We start from the raw sequence: 23,629 nt of genomic DNA on the forward strand, positions 1-23,629 counted from the left end.
CCGGGGGAAGGTCGGGGAGGCCTCTTCCCGCGGCACTGCCGTGGCCGCCACCATTCCGCACGGTTCCCGTCCCGCCCAACCGGCTGGAGTGACCATGTCCGCACAGCCTTCCGCGCAATCGTCCGCCGACCAACCTGCCGCCCCCGCCGCCACGAGTCCGGCCACCGGGCAGGTGGTCGCCGTCCGCGGCTCGGTCATCGACCTCCGCTTTCCCGAAGCGGCGCTGCCGCCGCTGTTCGATGCGGTGGAAATCCTGTGGGACGGCCCGGAACGGCTGGTGGCGGAGGTGCAGAGCCATCTCGACGCCCGCACCGCGCGCGCAATCGCCCTGCAGGGCACCTCCGGACTGCGACGCGGCACGCCGGCACGCTCCACCGGCAGCCCGCTGACCGCCCCGGTGGGCGACGCGGTGCTGGGCCGGCTGCTCGACGTCATGGGACTGGCGCGCGACGACGGGGCGGAACTGCCGCCCGACACCCCGCGCGCGCCGATCCACCGCGCCCCGCCGCCGCTCGCCCGCCGCAGTCCGCGCCGCGACCTGTTGGAAACCGGCATCAAGGTCATCGACCTGCTGGCCCCGATGGCCCGTGGCGGCAAGGCCGCCATGTTCGGCGGCGCCGGGGTCGGCAAGACCGTGCTGGTGATGGAGTTGATCCGCAAGATGGTGGAGCGCCACACCGGCATCTCCGTCTTCGCCGGCATCGGCGAACGCTCCCGCGAGGGGCAGGAATTGTGGGAGGAGATGAAGCGCTCCGGCGTGCTCGACCGCACCGCGCTGGTCTTCGGCCAGATGAACGAGCCGCCGGGCGCGCGCTGGCGCGTCGGCCTGACCGCGCTGACCATCGCCGAGCATTTCCGCGACGAGGAGCGGCGCGACGTGCTGCTGCTGATGGACAACGTCTTCCGCTTCGTCCAGGCCGGCGCCGAGGTGTCGGGCCTGCTGGGCCGCCTGCCGTCGCGCGTCGGCTACCAGCCCACGCTCGCCAGCGAGATCGCCGAGCTTGAGGAGCGGGTGGCCTCCACCCCCGGCGCGGTGGTGACGGCAATCCAGGCGGTCTATGTCCCGGCCGACGACTTCACCGATCCGGCGGTGGCGGAGCTGTTCAGCCATCTCGACAGCTCCATCGTGCTGTCGCGCGCCATGGCGGCGGAGGGGCTGTATCCGGCGGTCGACCCGCTGAGTTCCACCTCCAGCCTGCTCGACCCGCTGGTGGTGGGGGAGGCGCATTACCGGCTGGCGGAGGACGTGCGCAAGACCATCGCCCATTACCGCGAATTGCAGGACGTGATCGCGCTCTTGGGCATGGAGGAGCTGAGCGCCGCCGACCGCCTGGCCGTGCGCCGCGCCCGCCGCCTGCAGCGGTTCCTGACCCAGCCCTTCATGGTGACGGAGGCCTTCACCGGCCATGCCGGCGTCAGCGTGCCGCTGGAAGAGACACTGAAGGGCTGCCGCGCCATCCTGGACGGCGACTGCGACGACTGGGCCGAAAGCGCCTTCTTCATGACCGGCACCCTGGATCAGGTCCGCGAGCGCGACAGCGCCGGGAGGGCAGGATGAACGAGAATCCGGGGATATCCCCCTCTCCCCCCCGGGGGGAGAGGGGATTCAAGCGGACGCGAGAGTTGTCGCTCATCATCACCACGCCGACCTCCGTCGCAGCCCAGCTCACCGGTCTCCGCCATCTGCGGGCGGAGGATGCCAGCGGCGCCTTCGGCATCTGGCCCGGCCATGCCGACCTGCTGACCGCCTTGGCGATTTCCGTCATAAGCTGGCGCGGTGCCGATGGGCGGGAGGGACATTGCGCCGTGCGCGGCGGGGTGCTGACCATCCGCGACGGTGCGCGGATCGCGGTGGCGACGCGCGAGGCGGTGCCGGGCGACGACCTCCGCGCGCTGGAACGCGACGTCCTGGCCCGCTTCCGCCGCAATGTGGAGGAGGAGGGGGAGGCGCGGTCCGGCGCCCGCCGCATGCATCTGGCCGCGATCCGCCACATCCTGGCTTATCTGCGCCCGGATCGCCGTCCGACGGGTCCCTTCGCCCCCACCCCCGACGGCGGGGAGGAAGCACCATGACCGATGAGCAGGATCCGCTTCCCGGCAGCGTCCGCCGCCAACGCGAACGGCGGGAGCATTGGCTGCGCGAGGGCGAACGGCCGATGGGTCGCAATCTCGCCCTGATCGGGGCGCTGGGCTGGCTGGTGATCGTGCCGACGCTGGCCGGCCTGTTCGCCGGACGCTGGCTCGACGAGCGCTTCGGCGGCGGCATCTTCTGGACGGCGGCGCTGCTGTTCGCGGGCGTGGTGCTCGGCGGATGGCTCGCCTGGAACCGCATCGAACAGGAACGCTGACATGACGACCGCGCCTTATCTCCTCCCCATCATTGCCGGGGCTCTGGCCGGTCTGGCACTCGGCGTCCTGTTCTTCCGCGGTCTGGCGGCGACGGCGCGGCTCTACGCGCTGGGCGGGGTGCGCCGGGCGGTGCCGCTCTATCTGCTGCGGCTGGCCGGCGCCACTGCCGGATTCACCATCGCCGCCGTTTGGGGCGGGGCGGAGGCGCTGCTGGCGATGCTTGCCGGCTTCCAACTGGCCCGCAGCATCGTGGTCCGTCGGGAAAGGCGGTCGCAGGAGGGGACGCCATGACCGAATCACCGCTGACGACGCCGGTGGTCTTCCTGCTGGGTCCGGTCCCGATCACGCTGCCCGTCGTCGCCACCTGGGGACTGATGGTGGTGATGACGCTGGGCTCCGCGCTGGCGACCCGGCGGCTGCGGGTGGAGCGGCCCGGCCCGGTCCAGACCGTGCTGGAACTGGTGGTGGAGACGCTGCGCCGGCAGATCGCCGAGACGATGCAGACCGATGCCACCCCCTTCCTGCCGCTGCTGGGCACGCTGTTCCTCTATCTGGCGGTCGCCAACCTGTCGGGGCTGGTGCCGGGGATGAAGGCGCCGACCGCCTTCCTGGAGACGGCGATGGCGCTGGCGCTGGTCGTGCTGCTGTCCTCGCAGGCGCTGGGCATCCGCCGCCGCGGCCTGTGGGCCTATCTGAAGGGCTTCGCCCACCCCACCCCGCTGCTGCTGCCGCTGAACATCCTGTCGGAACTGACGCGCGCCTTCTCGCTGTCGATCCGCCTGTTCGGAAACGTGATGAGCGGGGAGTTCGTCATCGCCATCGTGCTGTCGCTGGCGGGCCTGTTCGTACCGGTGCCGCTGATGGCGCTGGAACTGCTGCTGGGTCTCGTCCAGGCGTACATCTTCACCATTCTTGCCGCGGTCTTCATCGGCGGCGCCGTCGGAACAATCGAGAAAGGGTAGGAATCATGGACGTCCATGCCATCAGCATCCTGGGCGCCGCACTGGCCGTGTCGGTCGGCGCCATCGGCCCGGCGCTGGCCGAAGGCCGCGCCGTCGCCGCCGCGATGGAGGCCATCGCCCGCCAGCCGGAAGCCGCCAACACCCTGTCGCGCACCCTGTTCGTCGGTCTGGCGATGATCGAGACCATGGCGATCTACTGCCTCGTCGTGGCGCTGCTTCTGCTGTTCGCCAACCCGTTCGCCTGAGCGCCGCAACCCCGAGGTCCGTCATGCACATCGACGGTTGGACGCTTCTGCTCCAGGCGGTCAATTTTTTGATCCTGGTCTGGCTGCTGCGCCGCTTCCTCTACCGCCCGATCCTGGCGGTGATCGCCGAGCGGCAGGCCGCAACCGAGCGCGTCCGCACCGAGGCCGAGGCCGCGCGCCAGGCCGCCGAAACGGCGCGTCAAACCCTGGAGGCGCAGCGCACCGCCCTGCCCGCCGAACGCGACCGCCTGATCGCCGCCGCCCGCGCCGAAGCCGAGGCCGAACGCGCCGCCTTGCTGGACAAGGCGCGGGCCGAGGCCGACCACGCGCTGGAGGAGGCCCGCAGCCGACTGGCCGACGAACGGGCGCAGGCGCTGGATGCGCTGCAGCGCCATGCCGCCGATCTCGGAACGCAACTGGCGACCCGGCTTCTGCGCGACGCCCCGTCCGGCACCCTGACCCGTCCACTGCTGGACGAGGCCTGCGCTGCGGTGGAGTCCCTGAGCGGTCCCCAGCGCCAAACGCTCGCCGACGGGAGCGATCCGGTGCCGGTGCGCCTTGCCGCCGCCGGTCCACTGTCCGAAGACGACACCGCCCACGCGCGCGACCGGCTGGCGGCGGCGCTCGGCCGGCCGGTCGCGCTGGAACCGGTCGAGGACCCGTCGCTGATCGCCGGAGTGGAACTGCACTTTGCCCACAGCGTCGTCCGCCGCAGCTGGAAACAGACGCTGGCCGAGGCGAAGGAGGAGATGACCCGTCATGACTCCGCAAGAAGCGATGCCGACGCCCTCGCTTGAGGACGCGCTAGACGCCTGGATGCCGGGCGCGCTGCGCCGGCTGGACGGGCTGGATACGGCTGCGCGGCTGGAATCGGTCGGGCGGGTGGAATCGGTCGGCGACGGCATCGCCCATGTCTCCGGCCTGCCCGACGTCCGGGTGGACGAGCTTTTGCTGTTCCCCGGCGGCGGCGTCGGGCTCGCCATGGATCTGGACGAGCAGATCGGCTGCGTTTTGCTGGGCGATGCCACGCAGGTGACGGCCGGCGGCACCGTCCACGGCACTGGGACCGTGCTGCGCGTCCCGGTCGGCGACAAGCTGATGGGCCGGGTGGTCGACCCGCTCGGCAACCCACTCGACGACGGCCCGCCGGTGGAGGCCGAAGGGTGGGAACCGGTGGAGCGTCCCGCCCCCACCATCGCCGAGCGCGCGGCGGTGTCCGAACCGCTGCTGACCGGCACCGTGGTCATTGACGCCATGTTCCCGCTCGGCCGCGGCCAGCGCGAGCTGCTGATCGGCGACCGCGCCACCGGCAAGACCGCCATCGCGGTGGACGCCATCCTCAACCAGACGGACGGCGACGTGTATTGCGTCTATGTCGCCATCGGCCAGAAGGCGTCGGGCGTGCGGGCGGCGATCGAGGCGGTGCGCCAGGGCGGCGCGGCGGCGCGCACCCTGTTCGTCATCGCCGCCGCCGATTCCGCCCCCGGCCTGCAATGGCTGGCGCCCTATGCCGGCTTCACCATGGCCGAATATTTCCGCGACAGCGGCCGGCATGCCCTGGTCATCGTCGACGACCTGACCAAGCATGCGGCGGTCCACCGCCAAATCTCCCTCCTGCTGCGCCGCCCGCCGGGACGGGAGGCCTATCCGGGCGACGTCTTCTATCTGCACAGCCGCCTGCTGGAACGGGCGGCCAAGCTGACCGCGGCCAAGGGCGGCGGGTCGCTGACCGCCTTGCCCATCGCCGAGACCCAGAGCGGCAACCTGTCGGCCTACATCCCGACCAACCTGATCTCCATCACCGACGGGCAGGTCTGCCTCGACGCCAAGCTGTTCTACGAGGGGCAGAAGCCGGCGGTGGATATCGGCCGCAGCGTGTCGCGCGTCGGCGGCAAGGCGCAGCCGCCGGTGCTGCGCACGCTGGCCGAACCGTTGCGGCTCGATTACGCCCAGTTCCTGGAACTGGAGGTCTTCACCCGCTTCGGCGGACTGGTGGACGAGCGGACGCGCAAGGCGGTGGCGCATGGCCAGCGCATGCGGGCCCTGCTGGCACAGCGCCATCTGTCGCCCCGGCCGCTGGCGGTCCAGGCGGCGCAGTTGCTGGCGCTGGCCGACGGCACGCTGGACGGCCTCCCGCTGGAGGCGATTCCGCGCTTCCAGGCGGCACTCGCCACCCTGGCCGATGCCCGCCCGCCGAAGATCGGCGAAAAGCTTGACGACGCGACCAAGACGGCATTGCGCGACCTGATCGCCCAGGCGGCAGCGGGCCTTGGCGGAGAGACGCCCGGAGTTACGCCATGACCGAGCGGCTGACGGAGGTTGAGGCGCGGAAGGCCAGCGTGCAGGATCTGGGGGCGGTGACCGACGTCATGCGCTCACTCGCCGCCATGCGGCTGCAGCAGGCGCTCGGTACGCTGTCCGGTACCCGTGCCTATGCCGAGGTGATCGCCGGGGCGCTGGCCCAGGCCGCCACACTTCTGGACGACGCCCCGGCGCAGTGGCCGGTGAACGGGCGCGGCCATACCGCCTGGGTGCTGTTCACCCCGGAACACGGTTTCGTCGGCGCCTTCGCCGAACGGCTGGTCGAGATGGCGCTGACCGCCCCGCCCGGCTGTGCGTTGTGGGTGGTGGGACAGCGCGGCGCGGCCCTGCTGGACGAGCGCGGCCGGCCGCCGGCCTGGAGCGCGGCGATGGCGACCAACACCGACGCCGTCACCGCGACCGCCCGGCGCATCGCCGACGCACTCTATCGCGCCGCGGCGGACGGACGGCTGGGCCGGGTGGAACTGCTCTATGGCCGCACCAACGCCGGCGCGCCGCCGGAAGTGGTGCGCCGCCCGCTGCTGCCGCTCGGCCTGCCGCGCGACGGTGCCCGGCCGGTGCCGCCGCTGATCAACATGCCGCCGCGCGAGTTGATCGCCCGGCTGGTGGACGAGTATGTCTTCGCCCTGCTGGCCGATGCCGCGATGGAAAGCTTCGCCGCGGAGAATGCCGCCCGCCTGACCACCATGATGACTGCCCGCCACAACATCGAAACCACGCTCGACGAGCTGACCGCCACGGCGCGCCATCTTCGCCAGGAACAGGTCACGAATGAACTGATCGAGCTGGTGTCGGGGGCCGAGGCGATGGGGTGAGAGGGGTGCCCTTTCCCGCCAAAGTCCCTTCTCCCCCCTGGGGAGAAGGTTAGGATGAGGGGGTTCGGCGCAGCCGAAAGGATCCTCGCCATGCATCCCCCTCACCCCGACCCTCTCCCCGGGGGGAGAGGGAGATTTGGGAGAGCTTCGCGAAGGCCACCAGCAGTTCCGCCGCGACGAGGGCCGCGATCACCTCGGGACGCTTGTCGCCGACGAGATCGGCGCCGATGGGACAGGTCAGCCCGTCGAGCGCCTCCACGTCCCGCCCGCGCGCCCGGAACCAGCGCTCGAACTTCGCCCGCTTGGTCGCCGAGCCGATCATGCCGACATAGGCGGCATCGCCCCGGCGCAGGGCCGCCTCGGCGATTTCGAAATCCAGCGCGTGGCTGTGGGTCAGCACCAGATAGCCGGCCCCGGCCGGCGCGTTCGCCAGCGGGTCGAGCGGGCTGTCGGTCAGGATGCGCTCCACCCCCGCCGGGATCGTTTCGGGAAACTCCTGCGCCCGGCCGTCGATCCACAGCAGGCGCAGCGGCAGCGGGGAGAAGGCCGCCGCCATGGCGCGCCCGACATGGCCGGCTCCGAACAGCAGCAGGGTCGGACGCGCCTCCATCGCCCGGCGCTCCCGCTCCTGCAAGGCGGCGAGCGTCCCGGCACCGGCCCACTCCAGCCGCAGCACGACATGGCCACCGCAGCACTGCCCGGTCGCCGGCCCCAGCGGAAGGTCCAGCGTCTCGGCCTCACTGCCGTCCTCCAGCATGCGCCGCGCGGCGGCGATGGCGGTCCATTCCAGTCGACCGCCACCGACAGTGCCGGCGCATACCTCCCGCCCGACCAGCATGCCGGCGCCCACCTCGCGCGGGGTGGAGCCGCGCGCCTCGCCGACGGTGACGAGGATGGCGGGGGCGCCCTGGGACAACCAAGTGGAGAGTGTGCTGGAGAGGGATGTCATTGTCGGGAGGGGTCTGCTTGCCCCCTCCCTGACCCTCCCCCGCTGGGCGGGGGAGGGAACTCCGCCGCACTCCCGCAAAGGTCCTGTCCCCCTCCCCCGCCCAGCGGGGGAGGGTTGGGGTGGGGGGAAGCCGCCGCCCGCTCCCGCAAGGCCGCGATGCAGCCCAGCACCCGCTCCGGCGTGGCCGGCGCATCCAGCCTCGGGCAGAATCGATGCCCAGCCACGCTCGCCACCGCGTCGGACAGAGCGTGGAGCACCGACATGCCCAGCATGAAGGGCGGCTCACCCACCGCCTTGGAGCGGAAGATGGTGTCCTCGCGGTTCGGCGCATTCTCCAGCAGCGCGACGTTGAAGATGCGCGGACGGTCGGAGCAGGCCGGGATCTTGTAGGTGCTGGGCGCGTGGGTGCGCAGGCGGCCCTGCGCGTCCCACCACAGCTCCTCCATGGTCAGCCAGCCCATGCCCTGGACGAATCCGCCCTCGATCTGCCCCCGGTCGATGGCCGGATTCAGCGAGCGGCCGCAATCATGCAGGATGTCCACCCGGTCGACGACATACTCGCCCGTCAGCGTGTCCACCGTCACCTCGGCGCAGGCGGCGCCATAGGCGAAGTAATAGAAGGGCGTGCCGCGCCCGGCCGCGCGGTCCCAATGGATCTTCGGCGTCTTGTAGAAACCCGTGGCCGACAGCTGCACCCGCGCCATATAGGCCGCGCGCACCAGATCGGCGAAGCTCATGTCGCGGTCGCCGACCAGCACCCGGTTGCGCTGGAACCGCACCGCGTCGGGCGCCACGCCCCAATGGGACGCGGCGAAGGCGACCAGCCGCTCCCTGATGGTGCGGGCCGCCGCCTGCGCCGCCTTGCCGTTCAGGTCGGAGCCGGACGACGCCGCGGTGGCCGAGGTGTTGGGCACCTTGCCGGTGTTGGTGGCGGTCGGGCGGATGGTGGCGATGTCGACCTGGAACTCCTCCGCCACCACCTGGGCGACCTTGGTGTAGAGCCCCTGCCCCATCTCGATCCCGCCATGGTTCAGCTGGATGCTGCCGTCGGTGTAGACATGGACCAGGGCGCCGGCCTGATTGTAATGGCTGGCGGTGAAGGAGATGCCGAACTTCACCGGCGTCAGCGCCAGCCCCTTGCGCAGAATGCGGCTGCCGGCGTTGAAGGCGCGGATTTCCTCCCGCCGCTGCCAATATCCGCTGCTTTCCTCCAGCTGCGCCACCAGTTCGGGCAGGATGTTGTCGGTGACGGTCTGATGGTAGGGAGTCAGGTTGCGGTCGTCCTTCTCGGGGTCGGTGCCGTAGAAGTTCCGCTTGCGGATCTCCAGCGGGTCCTTGCCCAGGGCGAAGGCGATCTCGTCGATCAGCCGTTCGGCCGCGACCATGCCCTGCGGGCCGCCGAAGCCGCGGAAGGCGGTGTTGGACACCGTGTTGGTCTTCAGCGGCAGCGATTCCAGCCGCGCCGCCGGATAGAAATAGCCGTTGTCGGCATGGAAAAGCGCGCGGTCGGTCACCGGCCCCGACAGGTCGGCGGCATAGCCGGCCTTGGCCGCGAACAGCATGTCGACGCCCCGGATCAGCCCGCTGCCGTCAAAGCCGACGCGGTAATCGATCTCGAAGTCATGGCGCTTGCCGGTGATCTGGAAATCGTCGTCGCGGTCGGGGCGCAGCTTGGCGGCGCGGCCGGTGCGCTTGGCGACCAGCGCGGTGCAGGCGGCGAACAGGTTCGACTGCGTCTCCTTGCCGCCGAAGCCGCCGCCCATCCGCCGCACCTCCACCGTCACCGCGGCGCTGGGCAGGTCCAGCACATGGGCGACGATGTGCTGCACTTCCGTCGGGTGCTGGGTGGAGACATGGATCAGCACCTCCTGGTCCTCGCCCGGCACCGCCATGGCGATCTGGCTTTCCAGATAGAAATGCTCCTGCCCGCCGATGGCGAGCCTGCCCTCCACCCGGTTTGCAGCTTCAGCCAGCGCCGTGTCGGCGTCGCCGACCCGCAGCGTCATCGGCGCGGTGACCAGCGTCCGCTCGCCGTCGCGGGCGTCGGCGATGGTCAGGACGGCAGGCAAATCCTCATACTCGATCACCGCCAGTTTCGCGGCGCGGCGGGCCTGATCGCGGGTTTCGGCGGCGACGGCGAAGATCGGCTGGCCGACATGCTCGACCAGAGTGGAGGCGAAGAGCGGCTCGTCATGCTTGCCCATGCAGCCGATGTCGTTCACCCCCGGCACGTCCTCGGCGGTGAAGACCGCCACCACGCCCGGCGCCTGCCTGACCGGAGACAGGTCGATGGAGCGGATGCTCGCATGCGCCCGGCTGCTGAGGCCCAGATAAACGTGCAGCAGCCCGGCCGGCTCGGCGATGTCGTCGAGATAGACCGCCTCGCCGCTGACATGCTTGTGCGCGCTCTCGTGCCGGCGCGGGTCGTGGACGGCACCCTGGATGCGCTCCGGGGTGCTGACGGGTGCGATGGGGGTCGTGACGTCAGGCGCCATTGAATCAGGCATGGGCTAGCCTCCGGTCGCCGACCAGACGGGTCTCCGCCGCCGGGTCGCTGGTCTCGACATACAGCTTCATCAGCAAATTCGCGGCCACGGTGGAGCGATAGGCCGCGCTGGCCCGCCAGTCCGACAGCGGCGCGTAATCGTCCGCCAGCGCCTCCATGGCCTGGCGAACGCTGTCCTCGGTCCAATGGCGGCCCAGCAGCACCGCTTCCGCCCCGGCCGCCCGTTTCGGCGTGCCGGCCATGCCGCCGAAGGCGATGCGGATGTCGGCCACCCGCCCCTCGCCGTCCAGCGTCAGGCGGAAGGCGCCGCAGACGGCGGAGATGTCCTGGTCGAAGCGCTTGGCGATCTTGTAGGCACGGAACCGCTCCCCCACCGCCGGCTTGGGCAGGATCACCGCCTCGACGAACTCGCCCTCGCGGCGGTCCTGCTTGCCGTATTCGATGAAGAAATCCTCCAGCGGCAGTTCGCGGGTGTCGTCGCCGCGCCGCAGCCGCAGGGTGGCGCCACAGGCGATCAGGGCCGGCGGCGTGTCGCCGATGGGGGAGCCGTTGGCGATGTTGCCGCCGATGCTGCCCATGTTGCGCACCTGCTCCGCCCCGATGCGGCGGATCAGCTCGCCGAAATCGGGATAGAGCGCGGCGATCCGGTCCGCCGCGTCGCTGTAGGTGACGCCGGCGCCGATCACCAGCGCGTCGCCGCGATCCTCGATCCGCCGCAAGGAGCGGACCCGGCCGGTGTAAATCACGGTCGCCAGCACGCGCTGGAACTTGGTCACCCACAGCCCGACATCGGTGGCGCCGGCCACGATGGTGGCGCCCGGGTTGTCGAGCAGAAGCTGCGCCAGTTGCGGCACGGTGGCCGGCGCCAGGAACCGCCGCCCGCCGGCCCCGACGCTGAGGATTTCCTCGTCGCGCAAGGCCTTCAGCTTCTCCGCCATCGCCACGCGGTCGGCGAAGCGGTCGGTGGCGCGGTCGCCGATGCCGTACATGGCGTGGGCGGCGCGGACGATCGGCTCGTAGCCGGTGCAGCGGCACAGGTTGCCGGCAAGCGCGTCGTCGATCCGCTGGCCATCGGGCCGCTCCTCGTTCAGATAGAGCGCCAGCAGCGACATGACGAAGCCGGGCGTGCAGAAGCCGCACTGCGAGCCGTGGCAATCGACCATCGCCTGCTGCACCGGATGCAGCGTACCGTCCGGCCCCTTCAGATGCTCCACCGTCAACAGCCGGCAGCCGTCCAGCGTGGCGAGGAAGCGGATGCAGGCGTTCACCGCCTCGTAGCGCAGGGTTTCGCCGTCGAGCCGGCCGACCACCACGGTGCAGGCGCCGCAATCGCCCTCGGCACAGCCTTCCTTGGTGCCGACACGCCGTTCCGACAGCCGCAGCCAGTCGAGCACCGTCAGGGTGGGATCGACCGCGTCGATCTCCCGAAGCTCGTCGCCGAGGTAGAAGCGGAGGCGCTGGCGCATGGCTGCTCCCGATGAACTGGTGACGATGTGACGCAGTATTTCACCGACGTCGACTCTGTCACCAGATCGGCAGCAGGGGAAAGAGTTTCAAACGATTTGCAAAAGAGCGGCGGGGCGCGGACCTCCTGAGCTGTGATGAATCGCGTCCGGCGGGGAGGTGGAACAGCGTGAAACAGTTTGCGGCGGATGTTCCATCCTGTCTGACGGTCCGCCCACCTCACAGACGGCGGAAGGCAGCCTTTCCGCCCTGACGTTCCAGCGCCGAACCGAGGGTGGGATAGGGGTCGTCGGGGTTGAGGGTCCAGGGATAGACCCCCTTCGGCCCCGCCGCTTCCGGGCGGGCGAGGATCGCGGCAACGGCGCGGGGATCGGGCGCGGTGCGTTCCCGGAAGGCGCCGGGGATGCTGTCGTCGTCGAGTTCGGGGGCGATGTCGGCGGACGGGTCGGCGGATGGGTCTTCCGACGGCTGCCGGGTTTGCGGCTGTTGAGCCGGTTGGGCGGCAAGCCCGTCGAGGATACCGAGCCGGTCGGCCAGCCAGCGCACGGTCGACGGATCGCCGGAGGAGACCAGCCGCTCGATCTGCTCGACGACCAGACTGCGCAGCGAGGAGAGGCGCAGGTCGGCCTCGCGGCTCAGGGCCTGCCGCTCCCACCAAACCCTGTGACGGAAATCCTTGGAGCCGTAATAGGCCCGCCACAGGGTGGTGCGGCTGCAGCCCATGGCGCGGGCGACATAGAGGAAGCTGCTGCCGCGCGCCAGCATGCCGGCAGCCATGACCCATTGCTCCTCATGAAACTGCGATCCGGGGACCAGCGAGCCTTCGGAGGGCACCGGCGGCTCTTCGGCCCAGAGGGGGAAATGGTCGTTCTGAAGGGTACGGCTGTCGAGGGCCATGGCGTCGCTCCGCAAGGTGAAAGGACATTTGCGGAGAGGTTATGGGATTTTGTTCCTTGGTTGGTGGATTTTGTGCAAAAGCGGGAGCGGGGACCGCCCTCGCCGCCCCTACGCATTCCCCTCCGGCGTCATCCCGGCCAGCCCCTCGCCGGCGCCGCCGGCGGTGCGCACCGACGCCAGCGTCAGCGCATGCCAATAGAGGTCCAGCAGGGCCGCCGGCATGCCGCCTTCCTCATGGCCCTCCATCGGCAGGATGGCGGCGGCGTGGGCCAGCGCCGCGGTGGCGGCGTTCGCGCTGCGCGATACGGCGTCGCCCAGCAACCCCAGCGTCTGCCCCAGCGCCGCGGCGTCGAAACGCAGCAGGGCCGGCGGCACGGTGATCTGCGCCTCGCCCCCACGCAGGCGGCCGACGGCGATGTAGACATGCAGCAGGTCGGGCCGGTCCTCCGGCCGCAGCAGGGCGGCGACGATGCGGTTGCCGGTCAGCGGGCCGGTGCCGTCGAACTCGTACATCGTAGCGCGCTCGCCCTGCCGGGTGGCGGCGAGGCCGGCGAGGCGGGCGGTCAGCGGCTCCACGGCGCGGCGGTTGGCCTCGTCGAACAAAGCGGGGTGGCTGCCGCCTTCGCTCAGCACCACCAGCGGGGCGTCGGTTGCCGCGGCGGCGGCCAGCAGCCGGGCCAGCACGGCGAAGGGATCGGTGCCCGCGGCCTCCGCTTCCGCTTCCAGCAGGCCGGCGCCGCGGCGCAGCATGGCCTCCGCAAAGCTGATGTCGATGTCCATGGCCGAGCCCTCCTCCCTGACGACGGAGCCCCTTTTAGGCCGGGGCGCCCCGTCCGCTCAATGGTAACCGAAGGCGCCCGTCACCTTTCCGCGGAAGATCCAGTAGGAATAGGCGGTGTAGCCGAGGATCGCCGGGATCAGGAAGGCCATGCCGACCAGCAGGAACACCTGCGTCTCCGGCGGGGCCGCCGCCTCCCACACGGTGACGCCCGGCGGGATCAGGTTCGGCCACAGGCTGATGGCGAGGCCGAGATAGGACAGCGCGAACAGCGCCATCGACAGCACGAAGGGCGCCACGTCCCGGCTTCTGTCGATGGCCCGCCACAGGGCGACGGCCAGCACCGCCGTGACGATGGGCACCGGCGACAGGAGGATCAGGTTGGGCATGGAGAACCAGCGCTCGGCGATCTGCGGCAGCAGGAAGGGTGTCCACAGGCTGACCACCGCCACGCCGGCCAGCACCACCAGCATCAGCATCCGCGCCATGCGGAAGCACCAGTCCTGCAACGGCCCGATGGTCCGCCAGATCAGCCATGTCGCCCCCAAGAGCGCATAGCCCACAACCAGCGCCACCCCGCAGAACAGGCTGAAGGGCGACAGCCAGTGCAGCATGCCGCCGACGAACTGCCGCCCGTAGACCGGAATCCCCTGGATGAAGGCCCCCAGCACGACGCCCTGGGCGAAGGTCGCCAGCAGCGAACCGAGAAAGAAGGAGCGGTTCCACCAATGGCGCCCCGCCCGCGCCTTGAAGCGGAACTCGAAGGCGACGCCGCGGAAGATCAGCGCGATCAGCATGACCAGCAGCGGCAGATACATCGCCGGCAGAACCACGGCATAGGCGATGGGAAAGGCCGCGAACAGCCCCGCTCCGCCCAGCACCAGCCAGGTCTCGTTGAAGTCCCAGACCGGCGCCACCGTGTTCATCATGGTGTCGCGGTCCTCCTCCGTCGGGGCGAAGGGATAGAGGATGCCGATGCCGAGGTCGAAGCCGTCCATCAGCACATACATGAACACCGCGAAGCCGACGATCCCGACCCAGATCAGGGTCAGCAGGCTTCCTTCCGCTATTTCCTGCATGGGGCTTACTCCGCGGCTTCGATGGACTGGTCGGCGGCCGACAGCGGCCGTTTCGGGCTCTGCGCCTCCGGAGGCTGGGGGGCGTCGTGGATGTGCGTCGGGCCGGTGCGCAGCAGGCGGATCAGGTAATAGGTGCCGGCGCCGTAGATGAGCGTGTAGGCGACGACGAAGGACAGCAGCGAGATCAGCGCCGCCTCCGTCGTCAGCGAGGGCGTGACGGCGTCGGCCGTGCGGAGATGGCCGTAGACGGCCCAGGGCTGGCGCCCGATCTCGGTGGTGAACCAGCCGGCCAGGATGGCGACGAAGCCGATGGGCATGCAGCCGACCAGCACGCGCAGGAACCAGTCGGTGGTGAACAGCCGGCCGCGGAAGCGCAGCACCAGATGAACCGCCGCCACCGCCAGCATCAGCAGGCCGATGCCGACCATCAGGCGGAAGGTCCAGAAGATGATGCGCGGATCGGGCCGCTCGTCGGCCGGGAATTGCTTCAGACCGGGAACCGTGCCGTTGAAGTCGTGGGTCAGGATCAGGCTGGACAGGGCGGGAATGCCGACCTCCAGATGATTGGTCTCCTTCTCCACGTCGGGAATGGCGAACAGCACCAGTGGCGCGCGCGGGCCACCCTCCCAATTGCCTTCCATCGCGGCGATCTTGGCCGGCTGGTATTTCAGCGTGTTCAGCCCATGCTCGTCGCCGAGGAAGATCTGCAGGGGCGCCAGAACGGTGATGAGGGCCAGCGCCATGCCGAGCCCAAGCTTCGCATGGTCGAGATGCCGGCGCTTCAGCAGGTAGAAGGCACTGATCCCGGCGACGACGAAGCTGGTGGTCAGGAACATCGCCGTCACCATATGGGCGAGGCGATAGGGGAAGGACGGGTTGAACACCACCTGCCACCAGTCGGTGACGAAGTAACGGCCGTCCCGGATCTCGAACCCCGCAGGGGTGTGCATCCAGCTGTTGGCAGACAGAATCCAGAAGGACGACAGCAGCGTGCCCAGCGCCACCAGACAGGCCGCCATCAGATGGATGCCGCGCGGCACGCGGTCGCGCCCGAACAGCAGGATGCCGAGGAAGGCGGCCTCCAGGAAGAAGGCGGTCACCACCTCGTACTGGATCAGCGGGCCCAGCACGTTGCCCACGGTGTCGGACCAGCGGCTCCAGTTGGTGCCGAACTGATAGGACATGACGATGCCCGACACCACGCCCAGGCCGAAGGACAGCGCGAAGATCCGCGTCCAGAACTCCGACAGGCTGCGATAGATGCCCTTGCCGGTGCCCACCCACAGCGCCTCCAACAGCGCGATCCAGCAGGCAAGTCCCACGGTGAAGCTGGGGAACAGGATGTGGAAGGAGATCGTGAACGCGAACTGGATTCGCGACAGGATCAATGGATCGAGGTCCATGGCCGCCGCCTCTTTTGTTTGGGCGCGTGGAAAGCCTTACGCCGGGCGGAACCCGGCGCGGCTGTGGCAAGACCCCATGTAGGGTGCGTGATTGGACCGGAAAGGGGACTAGTCTTTCGGGCTTAAGCCGGACCGCGTAAAGCGGTAGCAAGGATGCGCTTTGCGGCGCGCACTGCCCCTTTGGACGGTTTGGTCAGTGGGGTGGATAAACCGCGGTGATGCCGGAAATCACCGTCTGCGCGGCCAATGCGGCAAGTACGATGCCCAGAACTCGGCTGACCGTGTGGATCACCGTCCGGCCCAGCAGCCGGCCGACCCGGTCGGCGCCCAGCAGGATCAGCGTCACCCCGCCGATCACCGTCGCCGCCGCGCCCAGGACGCTGATCTGGCCGCCCACGGTGGTGCCGACACGGTCCATCAGCAGCAGGATGGAGGTGATGGCGCCCGGCCCGGCGATCAACGGCACCGCCAGCGGGAAGACGGCGATGTCGTGCGCGTCCTCGTCGGTCATCGCCTCGCCGGTGTCGCGTTCCTTGCGCTCGGAGCGCTTGGCGAACAGCATCTCGAAGGCGATCCAGAACAGCAGCGCCCCGCCGGCGATGCGGAAGGCCGGCATCTCGATCGACAGGGTCTGCAGCACGACCTTGCCGAAATAGGCGAAGAAGACCAGCACCACGAAGGCGATGGCATTGCCGCGCAGCGCGATGATGCGTTTGTGACGGTCGTCGAAGCCGCGGGTCAGCGCGATGAACAGCGGCACCAGCCCCGGCGGATCGACGACGACGAAAAAGACGACGAGATTGCTGATGTAGTCCGACAAAGCGGGCTCCAGCCTGATGGAACTGTGGATTGGGTGAACCAATCATAGGCTTGGCGGCGCGGGGTGTCACCCCTCGGCCGGATTTCAATTCTCGGCCAGTGCGTGGGCGAACGCCTCCACCCCCTGCACGCCGGCCGGGGTCAGCGCATAGGTGCCGCGCCCGACACGCTCGAACCAGCCATAGACATTGCGCAGGAGCATCGCCCCGACATCCTTCGGCGCTCCCGCCTTGCGCAGGGCTGCGACGGTCAGCGGCCCGTCGCGCAGCATGCGGGCGATGCGCAGAGCGTCCTGGCGATAGGCGGTGACGATGGCGACGCGGGTGGAGCCGCCCCGGTTGGGATCGCCGACCCGGCGGGCGTGCTCGCCCAGCAGGCGGTTGGCGCGCTTCTTGTCCTTGCGCGGGGTATAGGGGACGGGGTCGAGCAGCACGGTGACGTGGTGGCTCTCCGCCAGCCCCGGATCGACCATCAGCAGCCCGAGACCCAGCCGACGGCAGAGCTTCTTCACGTCACTGTCCAGCGGAGACGGCCCGGTGGCCTTGCGTCCCGGTTGCGGCACGGCCAGATAGACGCTGTCGCTGATCGCCAGCCGGTCCACCCCCTGCAGCACGAGGTCGAGCGTGAAGCGCTTCTTCAATTCGACGATCACCGGCGGCTCGGCGCCGCGCGTGGCGACGAGATCGCAGCCATGGATCTCCGCCTTCACGTCATAGCCCTGGGCTTCGAGGAACGCCTTCACGGGTGCGTAGAGCTCGGTTTCGGCGGTGACGGTCAAAAGTCGCAGCCCTGCGAATCCGCCTCTCCCCCCCGGGGAGAGGTCGGCCGGCACCGCCGGTCGGGTGAGGGGGGCGGACCCTCGCCCGCTTGCGGGAGAGGGTGGCTGCGCAGCAGCCGGGTGAGGGGCTGCGCGATGCTAGAAGGATCCTGGCAGCGGATCCCCCTCACCCCGACCCTCTCCCCGGGGGGGAGAGGGAGATTAGAACAGGCGCTTACCGTCACCGAAAAGGCCGTACTTATCGACCCACTCATCGTAAGCCTTGAAGGCTTCACGGTTTTCCTCAGCCCAGCGTTGCTTCTCGGCTTCGGTCATACGCGCTCGCTTGCGGGATGCGCAAGTCTCCGAAGCCGAAGAGCCATACCGATCTTCGGACGACATCACGCCGCCGCCTTCTGCTTGCGCAGGATGCCCAGGATGTCGGACGCCGCCTTCGGGATGTTGGTGCCCGGACCGTAGATCGCCGCGGCGCCCGCCTTGTAGAGGAAGTCGTAGTCCTGCGGCGGGATCACGCCGCCGCACACCACCAGGATGTCGCCGGCGCCCTGTTTGCGCAATTCCTCGATCAGTTGCGGCACCAGCGTCTTGTGGCCGGCGGCCTGGGACGACACGCCGATGACGTGGACGTCGTTCTCCACCGCCTGCCGCGCCGCCTCGTCGGGGGTCTGGAACAGCGGGCCGATGTCGACGTCGAAGCCGATGTCGGCGAAGCTGGTGGCGATCACCTTGGCGCCGCGGTCGTGGCCGTCCTGGCCCATCTTCACCACCAGGATGCGCGGCCGGCGGCCTTCGTCGGCGGCGAAGGACGCCACCTCCTCCTGAATGCGCTTGAAGCCCTCGTCGCCCTCATAGGCGGAGCCGTAGACGCCCGACACCGAGCGGATGACGGCGACATGGCGGGTGAAGGCCTTCTCCAGCGCGTCGGAGATCTCGCCGACGGTGGCGCGGGCGCGGGTGGCCTCGACCGACAGGGCCAGCAGGTTGCCGGTCTTCTCGGCGGCGGCCTTGGTCAATGCTGCCAACGCCTCCTGGCACTTGGCCTCGTCGCGGCTGGCGCGGATCTGCTTCAGCCGGGCGATCTGCGCCTCGCGGACGGCGGTGTTGTCGATGTCCAGCACGTCCACCCCCTCGGGGTTCTCCGGACGGTACTTGTTGACGCCGACGATCACCTCCTCGCCACGGTCGATGGCGGCCTGACGGCGGGCGGCGGCCTCCTCGATCAGCAGCTTGGGCATGCCGCTCTCGACCGCCTTGGTCATGCCGCCCATCTCCTCGACGCGGCCGATCAGTTCAAGCGCGGCGTTGGCGAGGCTGTGGGTCAGATGCTCGATGTAGTAGGAGCCGCCGAGCGGATCGACCACCTTGGTGACGCCGGCTTCCTCGGCGATGATCAGCTGGGTGTTGCGGGCGATGCGGGCCGAGAACTTCGTCGGCAGGCCCAGCGCCTCGTCGAAGGCGTTGGTGTGCAGCGACTGGGTGCCGCCCAGCACCGCGGCCATCGCCTCGATGGTGGTGCGAATGACGTTGTTGTAGGGGTCCTGCTCGGTCAGCGAGACGCCGGAGGTCTGGCAGTGGGTGCGCAGCGCCAGCGAGCGGGCATCCTTCGGCTGGAACTTCTCCTGCATCAGCGAGGACCACAGCAGGCGCGCGGCGCGCAGCTTGGCGATCTCCATGAAGAAATTCATGCCGATGGAGAAGAAGAAGGACAGTCGCGGCGCGAACTTGTCGACCGGCAGCCCCTTGGACATCGCCGCCCGCACATATTCGAGGCCATCGGCGATGGTGAAGGCCAGCTCCTGCACCGCCGTGGCGCCTGCCTCCTGCATGTGGTAGCCGGAGATCGAGATCGAGTTGAACTTCGGCATGTGCTGGGAGGTGTACTCGATGATGTCGGCGATGATCCGCATCGAGGGTTCGGGCGGGTAGATGTAGGTGTTGCGGACCATGAACTCCTTGAGGATGTCGTTCTGGATGGTCCCGCTCAGCTTGTCCTGGGAAACGCCCTGCTCCTCCGCCGCGACGATGTAGCCGGCCAGGATCGGCAGCACCGCGCCGTTCATTGTCATCGACACCGACATCTTGTCGAGCGGGATGTCGGCGAAGAGCACCTTCATGTCCTCGACGCTGTCGATGGCCACGCCGGCCTTGCCGACGTCGCCGACGACGCGGGGATGGTCGCTGTCATAGCCGCGGTGGGTGGCGAGGTCGAAGGCCACCGACAGGCCCATCTGGCCGGCCTTGAGGTTGGCCTTGTAGAAGGCGTTCGACTCCTCCGCCGTGGAGAAGCCGGCATATTGCCGGATGGTCCAGGGCTTAACCGCGTACATCGTGGCGCGCGGGCCGCGGGTGAAGGGCGGGAAGCCGGGCAGCGTGTCCAGCTCCATCCCTTCGAGGTCCGCGGCGGTGTAGAGCGCCTTGACGTCCAGACCTTCCGGGGTCTTCCAAACCAGCTTGGAAAGGTCGCCGTCGGCGCCGAGATCCTTGGCGGCCAGCTTGTCCCAATCGGCAAGGGTCTTCTTCGGGAACTCGGTCATCGACGCCTCCTGATGGCTTCTTATGGCGCTGGTAGGGTATCAGTGCGTTTCCTCCCGATGCACCCTCTTCCAACGGTCACATGGACCGTTGGAAGAGGGGCAAGGAGGTACGCTTCCTCTCGGTACTGTTCTTCTTATTATACGGTTACGCGAATTCCACGATCTTCTGATCGACCGCCAGGCTGCTGCCCGGGGCTGCGTGGATTTTCGCGACCGTCCCGTCCTGCGCGGCGCGCAGAATGTTTTCCATCTTCATGGCCTCGACCACGGCCAGCACCTCGCCGGCCTTGACCTCCTGGCCTTCCGACACCGCCAGCGACACCAGCAGGCCCGGCATCGGCGACAGCAGGAACTTCGACATGTCCGGCGGCGCCTTGACCGGCATCAGCGCGTCCAGCTTGGCCGCCTTCGGGGTCAGAACCTTGACGATGGCCTGCGACCCGCTGTGGTGCAGGCGATAGCCGACGCCGACGCGGTCGACCTGGACGCAGACGTGCTGGCCGTTCACCGTGCCGCGGAACAGCGGCTCGCCGATCTGCCAGTCGCTCCACACCGTGTGGTGCTTGCCGTCGATGTCGACGGTATAGCCGATCCGCTGCGGGCTGCCGTCGGCCGGGTGCAGATGGACCGGATGCTGGGTGCCGTCCAGCACCACCACCCAGTCGTCGCGCACCGTCACCTTGCTGCCGGGCATCTTGCCGGAGATCTGGATATCGCGGTCGTTCAGGCTGCGGTGGATCACCGCCGCCACCGCGATCAGCACGGCCGGGTCTTCCGGCGGCAGGTCGGAGGCGTGGAAGCCGTTCGGATATTCCTCGGCGATGAAGTTGGTGGTCAGCCGCCCATCGACGAAGCGCTGGTTCGCCATCAGCGAGGCCAGGAACGGGATGTTGTGGCTGACGCCGCGGATGTAATACTGGTCCAGCGCCTCGCGCATGCCGGCGATCGCCGCGTCGCGCGTCGATCCCCAGGTGCAGAGCTTGGCGATCATCGGATCGTAGTACATCGAGATCTCGCCGCCCTCGAACACGCCGGTGTCGACGCGGACATGCGGATCGGCGGCCGGCGGCTGGTAATGGGTCAGGCGGCCGGTGGAAGGCAGGAAGTTGCGGAAGGGATCCTCGGCATAGACACGCGCCTCGACCGCCCAGCCGGTCAGCTTCACGTCGTCCTGGGTGATCGTCAGCTTCTCACCATAGGCGACGCGGATCATTTGCTCGACAAGGTCGAGGCCGGTGATCAACTCGGTGACCGGATGCTCCACCTGAAGGCGGGTGTTCATCTCCAGGAAGTAGAAGTTGCGCTCGGCGTCGACGATGAACTCCACCGTGCCGGCCGACTTGTACTGCACCGCGTTGGCCAGAGCCACCGCCTGCTCGCCCATCGCCTTGCGGGTGGCGGCGTCGAGGAACGGCGACGGCGCCTCCTCGATCACCTTCTGGTGGCGGCGCTGGATCGAGCATTCACGCTCGCCGAGATACAGGCAGGTGCCCTGCCCGTCGGCCAGAACCTGGATTTCGATGTGGCGCGGCTGCTGGATGTACTTTTCGACGAAGACGCGGTCGTCGGCGAAGCTGGAGCGCGCCTCGTTCTGGGCCGAGCGGAAGCCTTCGCGCGCCTCCTCGTCGTTCCAGGCCACGCGCATGCCCTTGCCGCCGCCGCCGGCCGACGCCTTGATCATCACCGGATAGCCGATGTCGCGGGCGATGGTCACCGCCTCGCTGTCATCGGCGATGACGCCGAGATAGCCGGGGACGGTCGACACGCCGGCTTCCTTGGCCAGCTTCTTGGACTCGATCTTGTCGCCCATCGCCTGGATGGCGTGGGCGTCCGGACCGATGAAGGCGATGCCGGCAGCCGCCAGCGCCTCCTGGAACTCTCGCTTCTCCGACAGGAAGCCGTAGCCGGGATGAACGGCCTGGGCGCCGGTCTTCTTGCAGGCCTCGACGATGCGGTCGACCAGCAGATAGCTCTGGGCCGACGGGGCGGCGCCGATATGGACGGCCTCGTCGGCCATCTCGACATGCAGGGCGTTCTTGTCGGCGTCGGAATAGACCGCGACGGTCTTGATGCCCATGCGGCGTGCCGTGCGAATGACGCGGCAGGCGATCTCGCCACGATTGGCGATGAGGATCTTCTCGAACATGCTGCCGGCCCTCACAGCGGAATGTTGTCGTGCTTGCGCCAGGGGTTCTGGAGCTGCTTGTTCTTCAGCATGGACAGCGCCTTCGTGATGCGGCGGCGGGTTCCGTGCGGCATGATGACGTCGTCGATGTAACCGCGCGACGCGGCGACGAAGGGATTGGCGAACTTCTGCTTGTACTCTTCCGTACGCGCCTCGATCTTCTCGGCGTCGCCGATGTCGCTGCGGAAGATGATCTCCACCGCGCCCTTGGCGCCCATCACCGCGATTTCGGCCGACGGCCACGCATAGTTGACGTCGCCGCGCAGATGCTTGGACGACATCACGTCGTATGCGCCGCCGTACGCCTTGCGGGTGATGACGGTCACCTTCGGCACCGTGGCCTCGGCGTACGCGTACAGCAGCTTGGCGCCGTGCTTGATGATGCCGCCATATTCCTGCGACGTGCCGGGCATGAAGCCGGGGACGTCGACCAGGGTCAGGATCGGGATTTCGAAGGCGTCGCAGAAGCGCACGAAGCGGGCGGCCTTCTTGGAGCTGTCGATGTCGAGGCAGCCGGCGAGCACCATCGGCTGGTTGGCGACGATGCCGACCGTGGAGCCGTTCATGCGGGCAAAGCCGATGATGATGTTCTTGGCGTATTCCGGCTGCAGCTCGAAGAAATCGCCCTCGTCCACGATCTTGAGGATCAGCTCCTTCATGTCGTAGGGCTTGTTCGGGTTCTCCGGCACCAGCGTGTCGAGCGAGAAGTCCTCGCGGTCCAACGGATCGGCGCAGGGACGGACCGGTGCCTTCTCGCGGTTTGACGACGGCAGGAAATCGACGAAGCGGCGCAGCTGCAGCAGCGCCTCGACATCGTTCTCGAAAGCCAGATCGGCCACGCCAGACTTGGTGGAGTGGGTGACGGCGCCGCCCAGCTCTTCCGCAGTCACGACCTCGTGGGTAACGGTCTTCACCACGTCGGGGCCGGTGACGAACATGTAGGAGCTGTCCTTCACCATGAAGATGAAGTCGGTCATAGCCGGCGAGTACACCGCACCGCCGGCGCACGGCCCCATGATGAGGGAAATCTGCGGGATGACGCCCGAGGCATCGACGTTGCGCTGGAACACCTCGGCATAGCCGCCCAGCGAGGCGACGCCTTCCTGAATGCGGGCGCCGCCCGAATCGTTCAGGCCGATGACCGGCGCGCCGACCTTCAGCGCTTGGTCCATGATCTTGCAGATCTTCTCGGCATGCGCTTCCGACAGCGCGCCGCCGAAGACCGTGAAGTCCTGGCTGAAGACGAAGACGAGGCGGCCGTTGACGGTGCCGTGGCCGGTCACCACGCCGTCGCCCGGAACCTTCTGGTTTTCCATGCCGAAGTCGATGCAGCGATGTTCGACGAACATGTCGAACTCCTCGAACGATCCTTCGTCGAGGAACAGGTCGATCCGCTCGCGCGCGGTCAGCTTGCCTTTGGCGTGCTGGCCGGCGATGCGCTTCTCACCGCCGCCCAGCCGCGCCGCGGCGCGCTTGGACTCCAACTTGGCCAGAATGTCTTGCATCGGGCGTTTCCAATCCTTGGCGTCGCAGTGACGGTCCCC

General features: G+C 68.8%; 22 protein-coding genes. 9 read left to right on the forward strand and 13 right to left on the reverse strand.

What is annotated here, in order from left to right; translation table 11 throughout:
* Positions 1 to 94: 94 nt before the first annotated feature.
* From atpD to PWS46_RS21460, 9 genes are all read left to right on the forward strand, one after another.
* Positions 95 to 1,558 (forward strand): F0F1 ATP synthase subunit beta, encoded by a 1,464-nt coding sequence (gene atpD / locus PWS46_RS21420; RefSeq protein WP_434623372.1) that lies wholly within the window; start codon positions 95 to 97, stop codon positions 1,556 to 1,558.
* 65 nt (positions 1,559 to 1,623) lie between these two features.
* Positions 1,624 to 2,073 carry a F0F1 ATP synthase subunit epsilon gene (locus tag PWS46_RS21425; protein WP_434623373.1) on the forward strand — a complete coding sequence of 150 codons (450 nt, stop codon included), beginning with the start codon at positions 1,624 to 1,626 and terminating at the stop codon, positions 2,071 to 2,073.
* A complete protein-coding gene (locus tag PWS46_RS21430; protein WP_434623374.1) occupies positions 2,070 to 2,348 on the forward strand; it encodes an AtpZ/AtpI family protein in 279 nt (92 codons plus the stop codon). Before PWS46_RS21425 ends, PWS46_RS21430 begins: the two co-directional genes overlap by 4 nt.
* A 1-nt stretch (position 2,349) precedes the next feature.
* Positions 2,350 to 2,640, forward strand: coding sequence for an N-ATPase subunit AtpR (locus tag PWS46_RS21435; RefSeq protein WP_434623375.1), 291 nt, complete (start codon positions 2,350 to 2,352; stop codon positions 2,638 to 2,640).
* Positions 2,637 to 3,311, forward strand: coding sequence for a F0F1 ATP synthase subunit A (locus tag PWS46_RS21440; protein WP_434623376.1), 675 nt, complete (start codon positions 2,637 to 2,639; stop codon positions 3,309 to 3,311). Before PWS46_RS21435 ends, PWS46_RS21440 begins: the two co-directional genes overlap by 4 nt.
* Before the next feature lie 5 nt (positions 3,312 to 3,316).
* Positions 3,317 to 3,556, forward strand: a complete 240-nt coding sequence (locus PWS46_RS21445) for a F0F1 ATP synthase subunit C (protein WP_012977203.1) — start codon at positions 3,317 to 3,319, stop codon at positions 3,554 to 3,556.
* Positions 3,557 to 3,579: 23 nt separating this feature from the next.
* A complete protein-coding gene (locus PWS46_RS21450) occupies positions 3,580 to 4,353 on the forward strand; it encodes a F0F1 ATP synthase subunit delta (RefSeq protein ID WP_434623377.1) in 774 nt (257 codons plus the stop codon).
* Complete coding sequence (locus tag PWS46_RS21455) at positions 4,316 to 5,857, forward strand: F0F1 ATP synthase subunit alpha (protein WP_434623378.1); 1,542 nt, start codon at positions 4,316 to 4,318, stop codon at positions 5,855 to 5,857. The genes PWS46_RS21450 and PWS46_RS21455 overlap by 38 nt, the downstream gene beginning before the upstream one ends.
* Positions 5,854 to 6,693 (forward strand): F0F1 ATP synthase subunit gamma, encoded by an 840-nt coding sequence (locus tag PWS46_RS21460; protein WP_434623379.1) that lies wholly within the window; start codon positions 5,854 to 5,856, stop codon positions 6,691 to 6,693. Before PWS46_RS21455 ends, PWS46_RS21460 begins: the two co-directional genes overlap by 4 nt.
* A 49-nt stretch (positions 6,694 to 6,742) precedes the next feature.
* On the opposite strand, the gene xdhC is transcribed toward PWS46_RS21460, so the two are convergent.
* From xdhC to PWS46_RS21525, 13 genes are all read right to left on the reverse strand, one after another.
* Positions 6,743 to 7,642, reverse strand: a complete 900-nt coding sequence (gene xdhC / locus PWS46_RS21465; RefSeq protein WP_434623380.1) for a xanthine dehydrogenase accessory protein XdhC — start codon at positions 7,640 to 7,642, stop codon at positions 6,743 to 6,745.
* Entirely contained in the window at positions 7,639 to 10,149 is a 2,511-nt protein-coding gene (xdhB, locus tag PWS46_RS21470; protein WP_434623381.1) for a xanthine dehydrogenase molybdopterin binding subunit, read from the reverse strand. The genes xdhC and xdhB overlap by 4 nt, the downstream gene beginning before the upstream one ends.
* On the reverse strand, positions 10,142 to 11,614 hold the full coding sequence (gene xdhA, locus PWS46_RS21475) for a xanthine dehydrogenase small subunit (protein WP_434623382.1): 1,473 nt from the start codon (positions 11,612 to 11,614) through the stop codon (positions 10,142 to 10,144). Before xdhA ends, xdhB begins: the two co-directional genes overlap by 8 nt.
* A gap of 217 nt (positions 11,615 to 11,831) precedes the next feature.
* Positions 11,832 to 12,509, reverse strand: coding sequence for a hypothetical protein (locus PWS46_RS21480; protein WP_434623383.1), 678 nt, complete (start codon positions 12,507 to 12,509; stop codon positions 11,832 to 11,834).
* A gap of 108 nt (positions 12,510 to 12,617) precedes the next feature.
* The gene (locus tag PWS46_RS21485; RefSeq protein ID WP_434623384.1) at positions 12,618 to 13,289 is read right to left on the reverse strand and encodes a hypothetical protein; all 672 of its coding nucleotides are present in this window, start codon (positions 13,287 to 13,289) and stop codon (positions 12,618 to 12,620) included.
* A gap of 57 nt (positions 13,290 to 13,346) precedes the next feature.
* Complete coding sequence (gene cydB / locus PWS46_RS21490; protein ID WP_434623385.1) at positions 13,347 to 14,366, reverse strand: cytochrome d ubiquinol oxidase subunit II; 1,020 nt, start codon at positions 14,364 to 14,366, stop codon at positions 13,347 to 13,349.
* Positions 14,367 to 14,371: 5 nt separating this feature from the next.
* On the reverse strand, positions 14,372 to 15,769 hold the full coding sequence (locus tag PWS46_RS21495) for a cytochrome ubiquinol oxidase subunit I (protein WP_434623386.1): 1,398 nt from the start codon (positions 15,767 to 15,769) through the stop codon (positions 14,372 to 14,374).
* Between the two features lie 193 nt (positions 15,770 to 15,962).
* Positions 15,963 to 16,589 carry a MarC family protein gene (locus PWS46_RS21500; protein ID WP_434623387.1) on the reverse strand — a complete coding sequence of 209 codons (627 nt, stop codon included), beginning with the start codon at positions 16,587 to 16,589 and terminating at the stop codon, positions 15,963 to 15,965.
* 84 nt (positions 16,590 to 16,673) lie between these two features.
* The gene (locus PWS46_RS21505; RefSeq protein WP_434623388.1) at positions 16,674 to 17,366 is read right to left on the reverse strand and encodes a DUF2161 domain-containing phosphodiesterase; all 693 of its coding nucleotides are present in this window, start codon (positions 17,364 to 17,366) and stop codon (positions 16,674 to 16,676) included.
* 201 nt (positions 17,367 to 17,567) lie between these two features.
* Positions 17,568 to 17,681, reverse strand: a complete 114-nt coding sequence (locus tag PWS46_RS21510; RefSeq protein WP_434623389.1) for a type II toxin-antitoxin system CcdA family antitoxin — start codon at positions 17,679 to 17,681, stop codon at positions 17,568 to 17,570.
* A gap of 65 nt (positions 17,682 to 17,746) precedes the next feature.
* Positions 17,747 to 19,900: a methylmalonyl-CoA mutase gene (gene scpA / locus PWS46_RS21515; RefSeq protein WP_434623390.1), complete on the reverse strand. Its 2,154-nt coding sequence runs from the start codon at positions 19,898 to 19,900 to the stop codon at positions 17,747 to 17,749.
* Positions 19,901 to 20,045: 145 nt separating this feature from the next.
* Entirely contained in the window at positions 20,046 to 22,046 is a 2,001-nt protein-coding gene (locus tag PWS46_RS21520) for an acetyl-CoA carboxylase biotin carboxylase subunit (RefSeq protein ID WP_434623391.1), read from the reverse strand.
* 11 nt (positions 22,047 to 22,057) lie between these two features.
* A complete protein-coding gene (locus tag PWS46_RS21525) occupies positions 22,058 to 23,590 on the reverse strand; it encodes an acyl-CoA carboxylase subunit beta (RefSeq protein WP_085086043.1) in 1,533 nt (510 codons plus the stop codon).
* Between the last annotated feature and the right edge of the window lie 39 nt (positions 23,591 to 23,629).

It is taken from the genome of Azospirillum sp. B2RO_4 (genome assembly GCF_051124815.1).
Taxonomy (GTDB): Bacteria; Pseudomonadota; Alphaproteobacteria; order Azospirillales; family Azospirillaceae; genus Azospirillum.